At 64.2% G+C, this 18130-nt stretch carries 19 protein-coding genes; 4 read left to right on the plus strand and 15 right to left on the minus strand.

All coding sequences use genetic code 11. From position 1 onward, the window contains the following. Positions 1-24: 24 nt before the first annotated feature. Together AYJ54_RS35200 and AYJ54_RS35205 are read right to left on the minus strand one after the other, a co-directional pair. On the minus strand, positions 25-2424 hold the full coding sequence (locus tag AYJ54_RS35200) for a patatin-like phospholipase family protein (RefSeq protein ID WP_063706410.1): 2400 nt from the start codon (positions 2422-2424) through the stop codon (positions 25-27). Positions 2425-2514: 90 nt separating this feature from the next. Then, complete coding sequence (locus AYJ54_RS35205; protein WP_063706508.1) at positions 2515-3222, minus strand: HAD family hydrolase; 708 nt, start codon at positions 3220-3222, stop codon at positions 2515-2517. Between the two features lie 215 nt (positions 3223-3437). Here AYJ54_RS35205 and AYJ54_RS35210 point away from each other — a divergent pair, with 215 nt between their 5' ends. After that, the gene (locus AYJ54_RS35210; RefSeq protein ID WP_063706411.1) at positions 3438-4289 is read left to right on the plus strand and encodes an SDR family oxidoreductase; all 852 of its coding nucleotides are present in this window, start codon (positions 3438-3440) and stop codon (positions 4287-4289) included. A gap of 139 nt (positions 4290-4428) precedes the next feature. Next, complete coding sequence (locus AYJ54_RS35215) at positions 4429-5697, plus strand: serine hydrolase domain-containing protein (protein WP_063706412.1); 1269 nt, start codon at positions 4429-4431, stop codon at positions 5695-5697. A 129-nt stretch (positions 5698-5826) separates the two neighbouring features. Here AYJ54_RS35215 and AYJ54_RS35220 read toward each other — a convergent pair whose 3' ends face one another. Both AYJ54_RS35220 and AYJ54_RS35225 read right to left on the minus strand, forming a co-directional pair. Then, complete coding sequence (locus AYJ54_RS35220) at positions 5827-6714, minus strand: dienelactone hydrolase family protein (protein ID WP_063706413.1); 888 nt, start codon at positions 6712-6714, stop codon at positions 5827-5829. A 101-nt stretch (positions 6715-6815) separates the two neighbouring features. Next, positions 6816-8042 carry an MFS transporter gene (locus AYJ54_RS35225; RefSeq protein ID WP_082906007.1) on the minus strand — a complete coding sequence of 409 codons (1227 nt, stop codon included), beginning with the start codon at positions 8040-8042 and terminating at the stop codon, positions 6816-6818. Between the two features lie 560 nt (positions 8043-8602). Here AYJ54_RS35225 and AYJ54_RS35230 point away from each other — a divergent pair. Beyond that, positions 8603-9181 carry a MarR family winged helix-turn-helix transcriptional regulator gene (locus AYJ54_RS35230; RefSeq protein WP_063706510.1) on the plus strand — a complete coding sequence of 193 codons (579 nt, stop codon included), beginning with the start codon at positions 8603-8605 and terminating at the stop codon, positions 9179-9181. Positions 9182-9194: 13 nt separating this feature from the next. Here the strand turns inward: AYJ54_RS35230 and AYJ54_RS35235 are convergent, their stop codons facing one another. Continuing rightward, a complete protein-coding gene (locus AYJ54_RS35235) occupies positions 9195-10151 on the minus strand; it encodes a hypothetical protein (protein ID WP_063706415.1) in 957 nt (318 codons plus the stop codon). 816 nt (positions 10152-10967) lie between these two features. Between AYJ54_RS35235 and AYJ54_RS35240 the strand changes: the two genes are divergently transcribed. Then, positions 10968-11738: a response regulator transcription factor gene (locus tag AYJ54_RS35240; protein ID WP_063706416.1), complete on the plus strand. Its 771-nt coding sequence runs from the start codon at positions 10968-10970 to the stop codon at positions 11736-11738. 120 nt (positions 11739-11858) lie between these two features. On the opposite strand, the gene AYJ54_RS35245 is transcribed toward AYJ54_RS35240, so the two are convergent. From AYJ54_RS35245 to flaF, 10 genes are all read right to left on the minus strand, one after another. Beyond that, on the minus strand, positions 11859-12317 hold the full coding sequence (locus tag AYJ54_RS35245; RefSeq protein ID WP_063706417.1) for a hypothetical protein: 459 nt from the start codon (positions 12315-12317) through the stop codon (positions 11859-11861). Next, entirely contained in the window at positions 12314-12823 is a 510-nt protein-coding gene (locus AYJ54_RS35250; RefSeq protein WP_063706418.1) for a hypothetical protein, read from the minus strand. The genes AYJ54_RS35245 and AYJ54_RS35250 overlap by 4 nt, the downstream gene beginning before the upstream one ends. 42 nt (positions 12824-12865) lie before the next feature. Next, a complete protein-coding gene (locus AYJ54_RS35255) occupies positions 12866-13327 on the minus strand; it encodes a rod-binding protein (protein WP_063706419.1) in 462 nt (153 codons plus the stop codon). Next, positions 13324-13743 (minus strand): hypothetical protein, encoded by a 420-nt coding sequence (locus tag AYJ54_RS35260; protein WP_063706420.1) that lies wholly within the window; start codon positions 13741-13743, stop codon positions 13324-13326. Before AYJ54_RS35260 ends, AYJ54_RS35255 begins: the two co-directional genes overlap by 4 nt. Positions 13744-13751: 8 nt before the next feature. Next, positions 13752-14504: a flagellar biosynthesis protein FliR gene (gene fliR / locus AYJ54_RS35265; RefSeq protein ID WP_063706421.1), complete on the minus strand. Its 753-nt coding sequence runs from the start codon at positions 14502-14504 to the stop codon at positions 13752-13754. Beyond that, the gene (flhA, locus tag AYJ54_RS35270) at positions 14501-16582 is read right to left on the minus strand and encodes a flagellar biosynthesis protein FlhA (protein ID WP_063706422.1); all 2082 of its coding nucleotides are present in this window, start codon (positions 16580-16582) and stop codon (positions 14501-14503) included. Before flhA ends, fliR begins: the two co-directional genes overlap by 4 nt. A 78-nt stretch (positions 16583-16660) precedes the next feature. Beyond that, positions 16661-16927 carry a flagellar biosynthesis protein FliQ gene (gene fliQ / locus AYJ54_RS35275; protein ID WP_027556656.1) on the minus strand — a complete coding sequence of 89 codons (267 nt, stop codon included), beginning with the start codon at positions 16925-16927 and terminating at the stop codon, positions 16661-16663. A 2-nt stretch (positions 16928-16929) separates the two neighbouring features. Next, positions 16930-17346 carry a flagellar hook assembly protein FlgD gene (gene flgD / locus AYJ54_RS35280; RefSeq protein WP_063706423.1) on the minus strand — a complete coding sequence of 139 codons (417 nt, stop codon included), beginning with the start codon at positions 17344-17346 and terminating at the stop codon, positions 16930-16932. A 15-nt stretch (positions 17347-17361) separates the two neighbouring features. Beyond that, complete coding sequence (flbT, locus tag AYJ54_RS35285) at positions 17362-17772, minus strand: flagellar biosynthesis repressor FlbT (RefSeq protein WP_063706424.1); 411 nt, start codon at positions 17770-17772, stop codon at positions 17362-17364. Further along, complete coding sequence (gene flaF, locus AYJ54_RS35290) at positions 17772-18116, minus strand: flagellar biosynthesis regulator FlaF (RefSeq protein WP_063706425.1); 345 nt, start codon at positions 18114-18116, stop codon at positions 17772-17774. Before flaF ends, flbT begins: the two co-directional genes overlap by 1 nt. Between the last annotated feature and the right edge of the window lie 14 nt (positions 18117-18130).

The raw sequence follows: 18130 nt of genomic DNA on the forward strand, positions 1-18130 counted from the left end.
ACCGCGCTCGATGCGCGAGGCGTTCTATGCGAGCGGCCTGATGTTGGGAAAGCGGTCGCGCGCGCCCGCGAGGACGAAGTCGCGTGCTTCGGACGGGACGGTCGCAGGGTCCGCGCCATCGCACAGCCTGCGCCCGATATGCTCGCCGAGCGCCCGGTAGGCCTCGAACTGCTCCTCGGAGAAGAGCTGCTCCATGGTGGATTCCTGCGGGAACGCGGGATTGCGCGACTTGTAGGCCATCACATAGTCGTTCTCGTCGCCGCTCAGCGAAGACTTGATGTAGACCAGCACGCCGCGCTGACGGTCCCCACCTTCCCAGAGTGGCGGATAGTCGATGAGCCCGAGCGCCACATGGGGTCCGTGTGCCTGCGTGCGCGTCCCGGAGGCGACGCCCCGCGAGGCCTCTTTCGTGCGCACACCGATCGGCTGCCAGTCCATCACGATGCGCGTGCCGAGGTCGATGCGAGCGAAGCGCTGGAGCTGGATCAGCGACGCCGACGTGTAGTCCGGGTCTGCCTCCGCATCCACTGCGACGATGAGGGAGCAGCGCCGGCGCAGGAGTTCGTAGATGCCGAGATTCTCGATGTGCCCGCCGTCGGTCAGGAAGAGGAATCCGGCCCAGCGACGGCCCGGGCGGCGCTCGGTGACCGCCTTGCCGGATTTGAAGAAGGCCTCGCTCAGGAGGTGAAGTGGTCCGGCAGATCCGCGCCACCATCGCTCGGCGAGATTCGCGTCCGCGTACTTCACGATGTCGAGCGGATGACGGATCCAGCGCCCCAATCGCACGTTCAGAAGCGCGATGGTGGCCGACAACGGACGCATCGACGCCATGCCCATGTTCGGCGCGGCGGCCGCCCCGGAAATTGCCATCGCGGTGCCGACGTTCAGCCCGTCGGTGGCCTTTTCGGCGAGGCGCGTATCGACATAGCCGGTCGCTTCACTGCCGACGTAGCGCTTGCTGAAGATGAAGAAGTCGGCGTTGCGGCCCCTGCGATTGGCAAAGTTCGATCCGGGCAGGTTCAGCGCCGCGTTGATCAGATGGTACGGCGAGGCGCCGGAAATGATGTCCGAGAACCGGAAGTGATCCGCCCCTTCGAGCGCGCCCGTCGCATCTTTCTGGCCGAACAGAAATGCGCTGCCGAGGCGGTCGCGATAGAGCTGGTGCAGCGAGTTCGCATTCACGTTCAGGAACAGCCAGAATAGGAACAACAGGACAGCACTCAGCAGATAGATCCAGCCAGCGCCGCGCAGGCTGGCGAATTTGACCCAGTAGAAGGAGTGGCCGGCGAGAAACGCCGGAGCGTGGCCGGACCAGGAATCGCCGCCCCAGGCCGCACATCGCGCCTGCTCCGGGGTGGTGCACGCCGTGACGCCGATGCCCCAATAGGCGAACTGGAGCACGCTGATCCACAAAAGCAGGGGAACGATCGCGGCCACCACGATCAGCACCACCCTGCTCGTCCATTTCGAGGCCGCGTCCGCAAAGGACTCAGTCGCCGCCGTCACCGCCTTCTGCGCGATCTGCCGGACGAAGGGGAGAATGGCCACCACGATCGGCGTCACCGCGATCACGATGCGTCCTATCGCGTCGAACCAATGTGTCTCTTCGGGGCCGGCCGCACTACCGGCCACGGCTATGCCCATCGCTTTCGCCCCGACCATGACCCGGAGAAGCGCGAAGTGGATCTCGAAGATCATCGGCACGGCACACACGACCAGGACGATCACGGCGAATCTGGCAATCCCGGTGCGGATCGACTTGCGCTGGATGGGGGAGATCGAGACGCCGACGGCATAGATGATCAGGAGCACGCCCAGGAGGAAGAGCGCGCAGATCGACAGCGGCCAGCCGCTCGTCCTGATGCCGTCCGGCAGCAGGCCGAGCCAGGCCGGCGCCTCTGCAAGCGCGCGCGTGTCGGGCTTGAATAGCACGAGGAGCGCCGCCGCGATCAGCAGGAACGGCAGCACGATGAGCACGTTCATCGTGATCCCGCGCAGATAGATCACACCCGCCGATATCGCCGACCAGGCGCCGTTCTGGAGCAGATAACGCGAATTGTCCCTGAGGTGGCGCGTCTCGTCGGTCTCGCCGACCTCCTGCCCGGTCTTGCCGAAGGGAAAATGCCAGCCGCCACCGTTGGCGCGCGCGGCGGCGGACATTGCCACCGTCATGGACGAACCGATGTAGCCGCCACCGGAAACGGTCGACAGATAGTCGAACCTCCTGAGGACACCCGCCGCGTTCAGGGCCTGCAGCACGCCCAAGCAGAAGGCGGCCGACCTGATCCCGCCGCCCGACAGGGCGAGCCCCGTCATGCCGTCGGCGGCGCTCGGCTCGCGGGAGTCCGTCAGGAGCCCCTTGATCTCCCGATACTCGGCCGCATAGACCTTGCGAAAATCGGTGACGACCTGATCCGCTGGCACGAAGCTCCCCCGGCGCTCGACCCTCCCGATTATAATTACACTTCTCGCCGTTTTTCTACCAGAAGTCGAGACGCCGCACGGCCCCCCGCCTCATGCGGGGCGCGCCAACTCCGACAAATCGTCCAGCACGAGCCGTGCACCGGTAAAATCTTCGTCCTGGAAGTACATGCTGCGCGTGATCAGAACGGGAATATTCGCGCGCGAGGCCGCGATCAGGCCGTTGGCGGAATCCTCGATCGCGACGCAGTCGGAGGCTTTGAGCCGCAGCCGCGCCAGCGTCTCCAAGTACACGTCGGGCGCGGGCTTCTTGTGCCGAACATCGTCGCCGGCGACGATCGCGTCGAAGTCTGAGGCCCAGCGATCGCCAAGCGCCTGCGACAGCAGCGCATCGATATTGTCGCGCGAAGTGGTGGTCGCGATCGCAAGCCGCTGGCCGCGCGACCTTGCCGCGGCGAGCAGCGCCGCCACGCCCGGCCGCAACGGGCAGCAGCCCGTCTCGACCAGCGCGGCATAGAGCGCAGTCTTGGTGCGATGGAGCTTTGCGATGTCCTCATCCGCCAATGGCGGAACATTGTGCAGCATCGCGTGGTGCGCGCGCATGCGCTCCTTGCCGCCCGTCACCCGCAACAGATCCTTGTAGCCGGCGCGGTCCCAATGCCAGTCGAGCCCGCAACGGGCAAAGGCGTCGTTGAAGGCCTGCCGGTGCAATTCCTCCGTCTCCGCGAGGGTGCCATCGACATCGAAGATCAGCGCGGCGGCGCGCCGGACCAGTTGCGCCGCCGGCGCTTCCTCCTGGATGATCGACGCCTGCGGCAAGAACCTCTCCAATGGTGCTCCTGATTTGACCGGGCTCCGCGGCGCTTCGCCCCCTGCCCCACAACGGCCGTCCGAACATGGCTTGCACTGGCGGACGAGTAAAATCGCAATATCTTTTGCCGGCCCCAAAAATCCCTTATGAGCAGGCAGCGCGCGCCGGCCCCGGACGGGTCCGGCGGCGACCAGCAAGGAGACGCATGCGGCTCTTCATCTTTGGTCTCGGCTACAGTGCCCAGCACTTCGTCCGCGGATTCGGCGACACGTTCTCGCATATCGCCGGCACGGTGCGCGAGCCCGCAAAACGGGAGAACCTCGCCGGCATCGAGCTCCACCCGTTCCCGGGGAACGGTGACGATCGCGGCCTGCTCGAGCGGGTTCGCGAGGCCGATGTCCTGCTCTTGTCGATTCCGCCAGGCAGCGCCGGCGATCCGGTGATCGCAGCCTTCGGAGATGCGCTCGCGCCGGACCGCGGCCGCAAGACGATCTACCTTTCTACAGTGGGCGTGTATGGCGATCATGGCGGCGCATGGGTCGACGAGAGCACGCCCGCGCGGGCCGGCCTCGACCGCACGCGGTTGCGGGTAGCGGCCGAGCAGGCCTGGGTGGAGGCGACGCGCGGCGAGGTCGCCGTCCTGCGGCTTGCCGGAATCTACGGCCCCGGCCGCAACGCGCTGGCGACGCTGCGGGCGGGATCCGCCCGGCGCATCGTCAAGCCGGGACAGTTTTTCAACCGGATTCACGTCGACGATATCGCGAGCACGATCATGGCCGCGGTTCGCCATCAGGGCTGCGGCACATGGAACGTCTGCGACGACGAGCCCGCCCCACCTCAGGACGTGATCGCCTATGCGGCGAAGCTGATGGGCGTTCCGCCACCGGCCGAGGAAGCCTTCGAGACCGCCGAGATGTCGGCGATGGCACGCAGTTTCTACGCCGGCAATGCGCGCGTCTCCAATGCGCGATTGAAGCGCGAGCTCCGCGTGACCTTGGCCTTCCCGAACTATCGGCAAGGCCTCGACGCACTGTGGGGCGCAGGTGAAGGACGATAACGCGCAAGAGTTCCGCCACATCCGCAACGCGCGCCCCTGCTCCGCCTTCCCCGCACTTGACTTCAATCTGGCGCGGACATGATCCTAAAGGCACAGCGGGCTAAATGATCGCATAACGAGCTCGCCTTGGGAGGACATAATGAAGAAGACGATCGCCATGATCGCGGCGGCGGCTGCCGTCATCACGCTCGGCGGGGCCCAGGCCGCGCCATTGCCGGAAGCAAGTCCCGACGACGTCGGGTTCTCGAAACAGGGTCTCGCCCGGCTCGACGATTTCTTCGCGCGCGAAATCGCCGCCAAGCGTGTGCCCGGCGCAGTGGTCGCCATCGCACGCGACGGCAAACTGGTCCACTACAAGGCCTACGGCATGCTCGATCCGGAGAAAGGCACACCGATGCCTGTTGATGCGATGTTCGCGCTGGCGTCGATGACAAAGCCGATGGCGGCGGTCGCGGGATTGACGCTGATGGAGCAAGGCCGGCTGCCGCTCCAGGCCAAGCTATCCGACTATTATCCAGGCTTTGCCGACATGAAGGTCGGCTTGCCCCAGGCGGACGGCTCGCTCAAGCTGGAGCCGCAGGCCTCACCGATCTTCATCCACGATCTCTACCGGCACACCTCCGGCCTGATGTATGGCGGACGCCCGGACAGCTCGAGCCCGGTGGCGCGGCAGTATCCCGACGGCGTCGCGCCGGCGCTGGAAGGCGACACGCAGGCCTTCATCGACCGCATCACCAACCTGCCGCTGGCGCACCAGCCCTCGACCGAGTTCGAATACGGCTTCTCGATCGACGTGCTCGGCGCAGTCATCGAGAAGGCGAGCGAGCAGAAGCTCGGCGACTATCTCGCCGCCAACGTCTGGCAGCCGCTCGGCATGACGGACGCCACCTTCCACCCGACCGAGGCGCAGCGCCCTCGCCTCGCCCGTCCATTTGCCAACGATCCGCTGACGGGCAAGCCGCAAGCCATCAAGCTGCTGGATGCGCCGACGAAGTTCGACTGCGGCGGCGCGTGCTCGTTTGCAACGGTCGGCGACTATATCCGCTTCGGACAGATGCTGCTCAACGGCGGCGAGCTCGACGGCCAACGCATTATCGGATCCAAGACCGTGCATCACATGACGAGCAACCACCTCGGTCCCGAGATCAAGAACAACGTCGCCTATGTCGAGCCGCATCGCGCCGGCTTCGGCTTCGGCCTCGCAGTTGCGGTCCGCACCAGCGAAGGCCTGTCGTCGGTCCCCGGCAATCCCGGCGAGTTCACCTGGAATGGCGCCTACGGCACGCAGTTTTTCTGCGATCCCAAGGAGCGGCTTGTCGTGGTGGTGGGAACAGCGGCGCCCGGCGAGCTACGCAAATACTACCGCGAGCAGGTGCAGGACATCGTCTACGGCGCGATGGTGAGGTGAGCGCGCCCTTCGAGATCGGACGGGTGGCCGATCAGGCCGCCCGCGCAATTCTTTGAGCATGATCTTGTCGGAAAGCCGCTGCACCCTTTGCGCTAACGCGGCCCTTCGGGTCCGGATCATGCTGCGGCGTCAGCTCAGCACGCCGTACTTCTTGAACCAGGCCTGCGCCTGCTTCCAGGCATCTTCCGCCGCGTCCTTGCGGTAGCTGCCGCGATAGTCGGCATGGAAGCCATGCGGCGCGTCCGGATAGATCTTGAACTCGGCCGTCTTCTTGTTCTGCTCCAGCGCGGCCTTGAACTGCTCGACCTGCGCGACCGGAATGCCGGTATCGGCGCCGCCATAAAGGCCGAGCACCGGTGCTTTCATCTCGGGGGCAAGCTGAAGCGGGCTCTTCGGCCACAGCGGATTGGCGGGATCGACCGGCGCACCGTAGAAGGCAACGCCCGCCTTGAGGTTACCGTTATGGGCGGCGTATTCCCAGACGATGCGCCCGCCCCGGCAGAAGCCGATGATGCCGAGTTTCGTGATGTCGCCGCCTTGCGATCCCGCCCATGCCGCCGTCGCATCGATATCCGAGAAAAGCTCGGCGTCCGGCTTGGCATTGACGACCGCCAGCAGGTCCTTGATGTCGGTGACCTTGGTCAGATCGACGCCCTTGCGGAAGTAATAGTCGGGCGCGACCGCGAATGCGCCGAGTTTTGCGAGGCGCCGGGTCACGTCCTTGATGTATTCGTGCAGACCGAAAATCTCCATCGCCACGATGATCACCGGCGCCTTGGTGTTGCCGGCCGGGCGCGCATAGTAGGCGGGCATCTCTTCGGAGCCGACCTTGATCTTGGTATCGCCGGCCTGCAGGCCATTGGTGTCGGTGGTGATGATGTCGGCTCGGACAGGCCCGGCCGCGAGTGTATAGCCGGCAGCAACGGCCGCGGTCGCGCTCATGAAGCCGCGACGCGAGACAGGCGCCGCTTTGGTCAGTCCGACGACGTCGGATGTCATGGTGGTTTCGATGCTCATCGGTCTATCCCTTCTTGATGCCCTCCCAATCACCAGGGCGACGCATTCGCCAACAGTTGCCGGCGAAACGCAAATCACCAGCCTGCGAGCGCACGCCGCGCTCAAGCCTGCCCCTGCCGTTTTTTCACCGGCGCAGTCTCCGGCATCAGACTCATCGCGACCAGCCCGACGACCGCGGCAAGCAAGAGGTACCACGCCGGCGCCAGGGGATTGCCGGTGACATGGAGGAGCCAAGTGACGACGAGCTGCGCGGTGCCCCCGAAGCTCGCGATCGCAACCGCATAGACCGTGGCGAACACGCCGCCGCGGATGTTCTGGGGCAGCGCTTCGGTGAAGGTGGCATAGAACGCGGTGAACGGCAGCGATCCGATGATCGAAAGCACGCCGAAACCGACCAGAAGCGACAACGCGCCGGGCGCATGGACGATCCACAGGAAGGTCGGATAGGTCAGCACGAGCACTGCGAGCTGCGGCCAGACCATGATCGGCTTACGGCCCAGGCGATCCGCAAGCCAGCCGCCAAACAGCGCGCCGGCGATCTGAAGGCCATTGCCGACAAGTGACACGGTGAAAGCGAGTGTCGGCGTCACATGCAGCGTGTTCTGCGCATAGGTGGTCATGTACTGCGTGACGTAGGTGGAGATCGTGCCGCTCGCCAAGATCATCAACGCCAGCGCGATGACGCCGATGTGGCGGCCGGCCAGCGACAGGTGGTTCGTGCGTTCGTGAGCCGCAGCCCCCTCTTTACTCTGCGGGATCGTCTCCGGCAGCGTCCGCCGCATCCACAAGCCGAACGGCAGGCAGATCGCGCCGATCAGGAATGCCACCCGCCAGCCGTAGGATTCCAGCATCTCCGGCGCCATCGTCTTGCTCAGGATGACGCCGACCAGGGCGCCGGCAGTCGCGGCGATCTCCTGGCTCGCCGGCTGCCACGCCACCACCAGCCCTCGGTGTTCGGGCGGCGCGATCTCGATGAGATAGGCGGTGGTCGGTCCAACCTCGCCGCCGAGCGCGAACCCTTGCGCCGTACGCGCCACGATCACGATGATCGGCGCCGCAAGGCCGATCGTGCTGTAGGACGGGGTGAGCGAGATGGTCAGGATCGCAGCCCCCATCAACGCGAAGCTCAGGAGCATCGCGGGCCGCCGGCCGATCCGGTCGGAATAGATGCCGAGCACGATGCCGCCGATCGGCCGGGTGACGAAGCCGGCGCCAAAGGTCGCCAATGACAGCATCAGGCTGCCGTACTCGCTCTGGCTCGGGAAGAAGGTGCGGCCGATCTGGATGGCGAAGAAGCTGTAGGTGATGAAGTCGTAGAACTCGAGCATGTTGCCGATGGTGGCGGCCAATGCTGCGCGTTTGGCGTTGAACGGCTTTGCGTCCTCGATCGCAGACGGCAATCTCGCATTCCCTGTATCTGATCGCTTCCCCTATTTAACCGTCTCTCCGCGCCGCATCGCAACATCCATTAACCGAAAAGAGCGGTTCTATTGCCGCCGTCGACACCTTCGCCCGTTGCAGGCGTTCAATTCCCTCGTGCCATTCGAGAGCCTCCACAGCAACAAATGCGTCGCGCAGTGGCGGCGAGGACACATCATATTGCCCAGTGTCGCAAACGATTCTTCGCTGCCGCGAATACGCGTGCGAGCGCCACTCATTTGACTGAAATTTTCAGAAGACTTGAGCTTCGCAATTTACTCGAACTTTCTTTGTGACGCTCTAGTTCCACTCGCGAAAGTTCCATCTCCAGAACGGAGAAGCGTCTTCCACGCGCGGTAAGTATTCCCGCTTCGAGCCGAACGGATCGCTCGATAGCTTCATTCTCGCCCGCCCAGATTGCGCTAGCAGATGCCCAATTGAATAAAGCTTTATCCGACCTGGAATGGAAATGAATTTAGCACGCGAGTCGATCGAATTACTGGAGCAGGTCGCGCGGATCTTGTGGTTCGAGGGCACCAAGCATGGCTTGCGCGATCGCGAGTGGATGGCACTGCGCTTTTTGTCCCGCGCCAACCGCTTCTCCAGGACGCCATCGGCGCTGGCGAGCTATGTCGGCACCACGCGCGGCACCGCCTCGTTCATCATCGGCGAGCTCGAGCGCCTCGGATATCTGGAGCGCAAGCGCTCGGCAAAGGACAAGCGCTCGGTGATGCTGAGCGTCACGCAACAGGGCAAGAAGTTCCTGGTGCGCGACCCCGTCAACGTTCTCGTGGACGCAATCGCCGTTCTCGACGACGACGGCAAGATCCGCTTTCGCGACGCGCTGCGGCACGTGCTCGATCAATCGGATGCAGCCGAGCAGCGGCACCACACCGACGTCTGCAAACGGTGCATCTTCCTCAGGGAAGACCGCACGACCAGCGACAGCAAGACGACGGTCGAGTTCACCTGCCGGCTGTTTCGCGCATCGATCGCCGAGGCGGAGATCGAGCTGCTATGCACCAGCTTCGAGCATCACCGCCAATAGAAGAGCCCCAGCATCACGGCGTCCCCTTGCGCGAGGAGTAGACGACGCCTCCGCTGACCTCGACGACCAGGCGCCCGTTCTCGTTCCTGATCTCCTCGATGCGGCCAAGGCCGGGCACCTGCTGTCCCAGCACGGCCTCGACGACTCCGTTCGGTCCTTGCAGGATCGCAATTCCCTCATAGGCCTGGCGAACCGACCAGCCCTTGACGGGCTTGCGCGGCGCCGAGCTGCGTTCGGACGGAGACACGGACCCCGTGACCTCGGGCGCGCCGAGCGACGCCATCATCGGCATTGGCTGTGACGACGGCTGCGACTGCGCCATTGCTGGCGCCGGCGCCTGGGCCTGCGCTTGCACCTGGGCCAGCTTGTCGAGCTTTGCCGTCGACGACGAGCTCACCCGCTCGATGCGATCGAGATTCTCGGCGAAGCGGCCGAAGCGATCATTGGTCGCCTTGCTCGATAGATCGACCGCCGTGCGCAGGCCGTCGAGATTTTCCGATACGCCCGACAGTTGCTTGCGCAGCTGTGCGACGGTGTCGCGCAGATTCCTGATCTCGGCGTTGGCCGCGGCGTTGGTCTGGACGGGCTGCGTGGTGAGATAGGCGATCACGCCCGTGCACGCGCAGACCACCAGCCCGACGGCGACGGCCAACGTTGCGAGCGGCGCGACCCAGGTCGGACGGGGCGGCGGCGGCTTGGCCACGATCACGGCCGGACGGACGACGGCGGGTGCGGGTTTCGGTATCGCCATCTTGTCGAGGCGCGCCTTGGCGCGAATACGCTTCAGCCCCTCGAGTGCTTCCTTCGCCAAGGCTTCGTCACTTGCCGCGGCGGACGCACGTCTTGCGCTTGAAGCGGGCTTGGCCGCTTGCGTCGCATTGTCCTTTGCATCGCGCGCCTCCGGAGCCTGCTTCGCCGCCCCGGACACACCCGTGGTCTCGTTGGGACGAGCTTTGCCATCGGACAACATATGAAAATGCTCCGTTCGGTTCGATCTATCGAACGAAGCTAATTGCCGAAGCTTGCCTGAAACGTGCGCACGGAAAAAATCTCATCACGCAAGATGCGACGTGGATTTGAGTCTAATGCGTCATGCACGAGGCAAGAGTGCGACTCGAAAGCCACACACTCGCCAAGATTTCGCCAAGCTGGAGTCGCTTCGCCATACGTGAGTCGAATTGTCGCAGGCGGGAGTGCACCGCGGCGAGTCAATCCGGGGTTGAAAACCCTCCAATATGTCCACCCTGCTATGCTACCCAAAATGGCTGTAATTCTACGAAGATGCGGAAAATTAGAACCGCTCCGAGGCAGATATAGTTCGGCATCTAAATCAACTGATGCGTTTAGATATAACAAGAAACAACTCGTAACAAACCAACAGCATTAAGCTCGCACACCAACAGCTTTGTTGCGCGCGCTTGATCGGAAATCGGCAATTGTTACGGTCCTACACAAGTGATTCTCGCCCGTTGGCGAGGAGATCGACACAGTTCAGTAGTGTTCGGACGCGATGAGCAACTTGGCGCAACTGTTCTAGGTCGTTTTCTCAATCCGCTCCGCGAGGTGATCCGTAAGACACCCGCCGAGCCCCACGTCGTAGCGTTCAGTATCGAGTCGAAGTAGCAGGCCTGCATGCGTAGGCGCTGAATGCGTGAGGCTGCCCGCGAATATCTCAATCAGAACAATGGTTCGCGGGAAGGAATGTCGTCAAACAGCATGGCTGCCGAGCCGGGGCATCACAACAACCAACCGGCCGCAGCAAGTGCGAAACAGGGGCGAAAGACTGATGTATATTATCGTTGATGATCGCGAGAGCGTCACGAACAGCTACGTAGGCGGGCTGGTTCGTGAAGGCGTATCGTCGATCGGCTTCTCCTCCGGAGAATTCTGGGACTGGCTGCAATCCGCAAGTGAATCGGATCTCGCAGCAGTCGATGCGTTTCTTCTGGGGGACACCGATGCCCGCGGAAGCCTGCCGCGGGCGGTGCGGAAGCGATCCACAGCTCCCATCATCGCCGTAAGCAGCCAGAAAATGCTCAAGAACACGCTGGAGCTGTTCGAGTCGGGCGTGGACGATGTCGTCCACGTGCCGATTCACCTACGCGAGATTCTTGCCCGGACGGCCGCGATCGCGCGCCGCCGGGCGGGCGACCTGCCGAGGCCCTGCGAGACCAGGATCCAGGTTTTCTTCAACGGGCGTGATCCGGAGATCGCCGGCCGCGCCCTCACCTTGCCGCGCCGTGAACTGCGCATTCTCGAATACATGGTCGGCAACCACGGAAAGTGGATCACCAAGACGCAGATCTTCAACGCGGTCTACGGCATCTTCGAATCCACATTCGACGAGAGCGTGATCGAGAGCCATGTCAGCAAGCTGCGCAAGAAGCTTCGTGACCGCCTCGGCTTCGACGCGATCGTGGCGCGGCGTTACGTCGGATATCGGCTCAACATCCCGGTCAGCGAGGCCATGGACGAGCCGATGCAGGAGCTCGACGAGGTCGGCATCCTCCTCAACAGGGCGCACGCCGCACCGGCCGCGTACCCCGCAGGAAACTGACGCCGCGAGGCATCCATACGACAGCGACGCCGGCCTCTGCGGCATGACAGCCGCAGAGGCCGGTTCCTTTTCAGCCGGGGATTCGACGGCGTGCCGGCGCGGCTCGGCCGGCGCGCCGGATCACGGCTTTTGCTGAAATTCGTCCTTCGAGACGTAGTTGAAGTCCTCGACCAGCACGTCCTGGATGATGTCGGCCTGCATCCGCTCGTTGACGCGCTGCTTGATGGCGGCCGTGAGAATGGACAGGTCGTAGCGGGCAAGCTTCCTGAAATCCAGGCGCTCGTCCGCATAGATCCTGCGAAAGGCTTCATCCACGACGAACGGCTCGGGTGGGACAGTAAGCTGGTGCATGGTGCGCGCCTCCACGGTGAAGACGAACCGCGCGACGATGTAGCCCTGCACGCTTCCGTTCTCGACCATGGGCACGCTCAGCGCCCGCGTCTTCTGGTATTGCAGCCCGTCGAGATATTCGTCCTTCGCAGGCAACAGGCTTCCGTTCTGTTTCCAGTAGGCCACGGCATAGCTCGTGCCTGCGGTGAGGATGCAAACCCAGAGCCCGGCCAGCACCAGTCTGATCATTTGCGGTCCTGGGTTGCGCGACCGCTATAGGTGCCGTCCGACTCGGCGTCCCTGATCGCCTTGAGGATGATGGTCGCCACTTCCCGCACGGCGTCGTAGTGCATCTCGAGGATTGAGCGGTTTCGCTCGAGCTTCTCGCGCAGCCGCTGGATTTCCTCGGTGATCTCGGCCTCGCCGCCGAGATGGATCCGCGCCCGCATCAGCCGGACGAACTCCAGCATGCTACGGCTCTTCCGGGCGCTGAAGTCGTCGAAGTCGATCTTCTTCCCGGTCGCGAGCGCGACCGTTTCCTCCTCCACGATGCTCTCGAGCCGCCGGATCGCCGCCAACAGGCCGCTGACCTCGTCCGGCCTCGCCACGTCGCCCGGGTTGACCATCGCCTCACCGCCTGCATCCGGCACGTGCACGGGCAGCAGGGCGTCGCCCGCCACGGCTTCCGTCACCGCCTCGGTCTGCGCTTCCCGCGTTTCCATCACCAGCTCCATCGCGCCCTCATCTGCCTGCATCGAAAGTCCATCCCTCAACGTTCGTCACCCATTCAAAGTCCATCATCCGGCCTTCGCATCATCCCGAACTGCCGGATGCGCAGCGGCGAGTTGCCGGGCAATGCCGATCCCCTTGCCCGCTGCGAGCTGATTGCCGAGCTGCTCCGCCAGCATCGATTTCCAGACGCTGCCGGCGGTGCCCTTGCCGAAGACCTCCTCCGATTCCTTCGGCAGCATCGTCTCGACGAAGGTCTGGAGGATGAAGGCCTCGAACTTGCGATACACGTCGCCCGAAGCCGGCGCCTTGATCACCCGCACCGGCGCAGCGTTCGGCGCCTGCGCGTCCGCCGTCTTCGCCGCTTGCTCGCCGGCCGCGGCCTTGCCGACCTCGGCCTCCATCGTGGCGGCAAAATCGGCATCCGACGATTTCAGAGCGTCCAGCTTCGCGGTCGCAGCGCGCTGCGTCACGGGATCGGCCGCCTCCAGGACGTCGAGAACGAGGTCGGGTGTCGCTGTCACGATCATGTTCGATTCCGGCTGGCTGTCATGGACGTCCAATCAGGCGTAGCGGGGCGTGTCCCCGCCATGTCTTCGAGCGAGCGCTTCTCGGCCTCGCGGAGCTTGTCCGCCAGCGCAGCCTTCGCCACCTGCTCGAGTTGCTTGACGCGGCGACTCTCGGAGCGGACCTGGTCGAGCTGGCGCGAGGCCTGCACCTGGACGGCGCGCGCGCCAACGCTCGTCGACGTCAGGCGCCGCGCGATCGATTCGCTCGACGACCCGGCCGGCAGTTCCGCGCCGTTGAACGCCCCGACCAGCCAGGCCTGCTCGTCCTGCAAGCTTCTCTCCTGCTGCCGCAACTGCGCGAGCTGCCATTCGGACAGCCGAAGCTGGAGCTTCACCAGCGAGACCAAGCGACCGAGTTTTTCTGCGCGTGACGTCATGGTCCCCCTCATTCCGCCAGCCACGCTGAGACGCCGAGCATGAACTGCGTCAGCAGCTCGTCGCTGGTGAGGTAAAGCAGCAGGAAGCCGCCGAACAGCACGAAGGGCACCGAGATGAAATAGACGGGAATCGCCGGCGTCAGCTTGTTGATCAAGCCGACGGAGAAGTTGACGATGACCGAGTAGACGATGAAGGGGCTGGTGATCCGCAGCGTGAGCACGAACGCCTCCGACAGGCGGCTCGCGAGCTGGTCCAGCGCCATGCTTCCGCCCAGCCGGTCGCCAGGATGCCATACGTCGTAGGAGTTCATCAGCCCGCGCAGCACCTGCCAGTGCTGGTCGGTCATGAAGAACAGCGTGGTGACGGCCGCCATGATCAGCGGCACCAAGGCCGGCGCCGGATCGGTGTCGGCGATCGGCGTTCCCGGGATGTTGCTGAGTCCGATCGCACTCGCCATCACCGTTGCCATGGTCTGAAGCGCGAGAAAGAACACGCGCCCGCCGAGCCCGATGACGCTGCCGATCAGCAGCTCGGAGCAGATCAGCAGCGCAAGCGTCATCGGCGGCGCGTTTTCCAGCAGAGGCTTCAGCACGGCGATCAGGATCGGCGTCAGCGCGAAGGTCGTGACGAGCGCGACGAACAGACGAACCTGGGCCGGAACGTTGACGCTGGAATAGCCGGGCACCAGCATCAGGCAGGCGCCGATGCGGCAGAACACGATGAACGTCACGAGCACGCTGTCGGCGAGGCCGCTGATCACGACACGGCTCCGAGCGGTCTGATCTCGGCGCTGCGCGCGACTTCGACATGCGACAGGATCGGCAGGGTCGGAAACACCCGTTCCAGGATCATGCGGACATAAGGACGTGCCTCCGGGGTCACCGCCAGCACGACGCTGGTGCCGTTCTCAGTGAACTTCCGGATCGCGGCGCTTGCCTCGGTCGCGAACTGCTCGATCAGGCGCGGATCGGCGTCGAACTCGACGACGTCGCCCTTGGCGTCGCGCTTCAGGCTCTGATGGAAGGCGAGGTCCCAGCGATTGCCGAGCCGGACGACGTTGAGCACGCCGTTGTCGGAGAGGTCGCCGCAGATCTGCTGAGCGAGACGCATCCGCACGTGCTCGGCGACCTGCTCCGAACGCCGCACATGGGGCGCGATCTCGGCGATCGCCTCGAGGATGAGGTGAAGATTCCGGATCGAGACGCGCTCGGCGAGGAGGATCTTCAGGATCGCGAGCAGGCCCGAATAGGAGATCTGCGACGGACAGATGTCGTCGACTAGGCGCTTGTATTCCGGATCCAGCCGGTCGAGCAGGCCCCGCATGTCCTTGTAAGACAGGAGCTGGGCCAGGTTCGCCCGGATGACTTCGCTCAGGTGCGTGAGCAGCACAGAAAGGTTATCGACCGGCTTGCAGCCCTGCCGCTTGACCTCCTCGGTGAAGGCTTCCATCACCCACAGCGCCTTCATGCCGAAGGCGGGTTCGATCACCTCGTCGCCTGGGACGTCGGGCTTGCCGTCCTTGTCCACCAGCACCATCACCTCGCCGAGCCGCAGCTCGCCATGGGCGACGCGGGTGTCGTGGATCCGGATCTGGTAGCCCTTGGGATCGATCGAGAGGTTGTCGGTGAGCTTGATCTCGGGCACCACGAAGCCGTACTGCTTGGCGAACTTCTTGCGGATCTTGGCCACGCGGTGGGCAAGCTCGGTGCGCGAGCCCAGCAGATGGACCGAAAGGTGGCCGCCGAGCGCCAGCTCGATCTCCGCGGTCTTGAGCGATTCCTTGACGGATTCCCTGGCCTCGGCCTGGGCGCGCTCGTCGGCCTTGCGCGCATCCTCCTTCTGCTTCAGCGCCGCCTGCCGCTTCGGCAGCGAGTAACCGACGAAGGCCATGACGCCGCCGAGCAGCACGAACGGCGCCATCGGCAGTCCTGGCATCAGGGCGAGAACGAACATCATCAGCGCCGCCGCCGATACGGCGCGAGGATAGCCGCCGAGCTGCCGGAGCACGGCCTGCTCCGCCGACCCCCTGGTGCCGCCCTTGGAGACCAGGAGGCCTGCAGACAGCGACACAATCAGCGCCGGCATCTGCGACACCAGGCCGTCGCCGACGGAGAGCTTGGTGTAGACGTCAGCCGCGCGCGCCAGCGTCAGCCCGTGATGGGTGACGCCGATGACGATGCCGCCGAAAATGTTGATGGCGGTGATGATCAGGCCCGCGATGGCGTCGCCGCGGACGAATTTCGAGGCACCGTCCATCGCACCGAAGAACGCGCTCTCCTCTTCGAGCTCGCGGCGTCGGCGCTGGGCTTCCTTGTCGTCGATCAGGCCCGCCGACAGGTCGGCGTCGATCGCCATCTGCTTGCCAGGGATGGCGTCGAGGGTGAAGCGGGCGCCGACTTCGGCGATACGGGTCGCGCCCTTGGTGATCACGACGAAATTCACCGTGACCAGGATCGCGAAGATGATGAGGCCGATGACGAAGTCGCCGCCCATGACGAATTTGGAAAAGCCGGCGACGACGTAGCCCGCAGCCTGCTCCCCCTCTCCGCCGCGCGACAGGATCAGACGCGTGGTCGCGATGTTGAGCGCGAGCCGCAGGATCGTCGCGATCAGCAGCACGGTCGGGAAGGCCGAGAAATCGAGCGGCCGCTGGATCCACAGCGCGACCATCAGGATCAGCGCCGACAGCGCGATCGAGAAAGCGAGGCCGAGGTCGATCAGGATCGGCGGAATCGGCAGGAACAGGATCGTGAGCATCACCACGATCCCGCCCGCGAAAAAGGCGTCCGCCCCCAGTCGTCGCGGGCTTGGCAGGCTAGCAGCTAACGTATCGGCCATGGGTCACCGGCAGCAGATTCCGGTCTGCAATCTGCCGCGCAAAGCTTACGCGAGGGTGGTGGCCGGACGCCCTGCGGATCAGAAGCCGTGCTCGATCCGCGAATAGACCATCTCGGTGAAAGTGGAGAGATGCGCCCCGATGAAGGAACCGGAGACGGCCACGACCAAGAGGATGACGATGATCTTCGGAACGAATGTCAGCGTCACTTCCTGGATCTGGGTGAGCGCCTGGATCAGCGCGATGATGGTGCCGACCAGCATCGCCGCGCCGACCGCGGGTCCGGAGGCGACGATGATCGTCCAGATCGCCGCCTGGACGATGTCGAGGGCATCCCGCTCGTTCATGGCTAGCTGATCGTGAGCCCGGGCCCGACGGCGACTTTCGTGCCGTTTTCGAGGGTGGCGATCGAGCCGTCGCTGTTGATGGAGATCGAAGCGACCTTCCCGGTAAAGGTCGCACCGGTCGAGTCGGTGAAACTGACGGTCTTTCCGATCAGTCCGTCGGCCTGCGACAGTGACTGCGAGGACAGCAGCGCATCGAGCTTCGTGTTGGTCTGCATCGCCTGCTCGACCGACGAGAGCTGCGCAAACTGGCTCATATATTGCGAGGTGTCCATCGGATTGGTCGGATCCTGGTTCTTCATCTCGGCGATGAGAAGCTGAAGAAACGTGTTGTAGTCGACTCCGGTGCTCGACGTGGACGTGGTGGAGCTGGTCGAACTGGACGACTTGCTGGTGCTATCGGTCGCGCTGGTGACGTTCATTTGGCCTCTCCGCTGTCAGGCAGCCTCGAATGGGGTCTCGGTGGTGGCGCCGGCCAGGATGGCCTGCTCCACCGGGAACAGCGCCCGGATCCTTTTCAGCGCCTCGAAGTAGCGGGTCGCCCCGACCAGTTTGTCGATCGCGGCAAGCCCGTCCAGCATCTCGCGGCTCTCGCAGACAGCACACAAGGCCGCGTGATGCTGACCATAGAGCGCGGCGGCGTCCCGGATGTCGGTCGGGTTCATCAGCATGAGCTGGACGATGAAATAGAGCTGCCGCATCGCCGTGGTGGCGTCGGAGGCCTGCATGACCTGCCCTTCGAGCAGAAACATCACGTCGTTGACGAGCTCGACGGAGACCTTACGGTCCACGCGAAGCACCGCGCCGTTGATGTAGATCCGTTCGCCTGCGCGCAAGGAGATCTTCATCAAAGAGCGTCTCGGATCAGGCGGTTGATTTCGATGAGCTGCATCACGTCGTTCGACCTCTCTTCGCGAAGACGATCGGCTTCCTTGACCACCCACAAGCCGATCGAGATGATGTCGGCGCGCAGCTTCTCGGGAAGCCCGTTTTCCGGATGCGCGAGATCCTCGATGAAGATCGTCCACAGCCGCCGGACATAGAGCAGGCTCTCGACCAGGTCCTCGAGGCTGAAGCGCCCCTTCTGGATCCGCTCCAGCCGGTCGATGCCGAGACTGAGCGCCTGGCGCTCGCGGCCCCTCGCCTCATAGCCGCTCTCATCGACGACCGCTTCATAGGCTTCAAACGTCATCAGGACCACTCTGC

Source organism: Bradyrhizobium centrolobii, from assembly GCF_001641635.1.
Classification (GTDB): Bacteria; Pseudomonadota; Alphaproteobacteria; order Rhizobiales; family Xanthobacteraceae; genus Bradyrhizobium; species Bradyrhizobium centrolobii.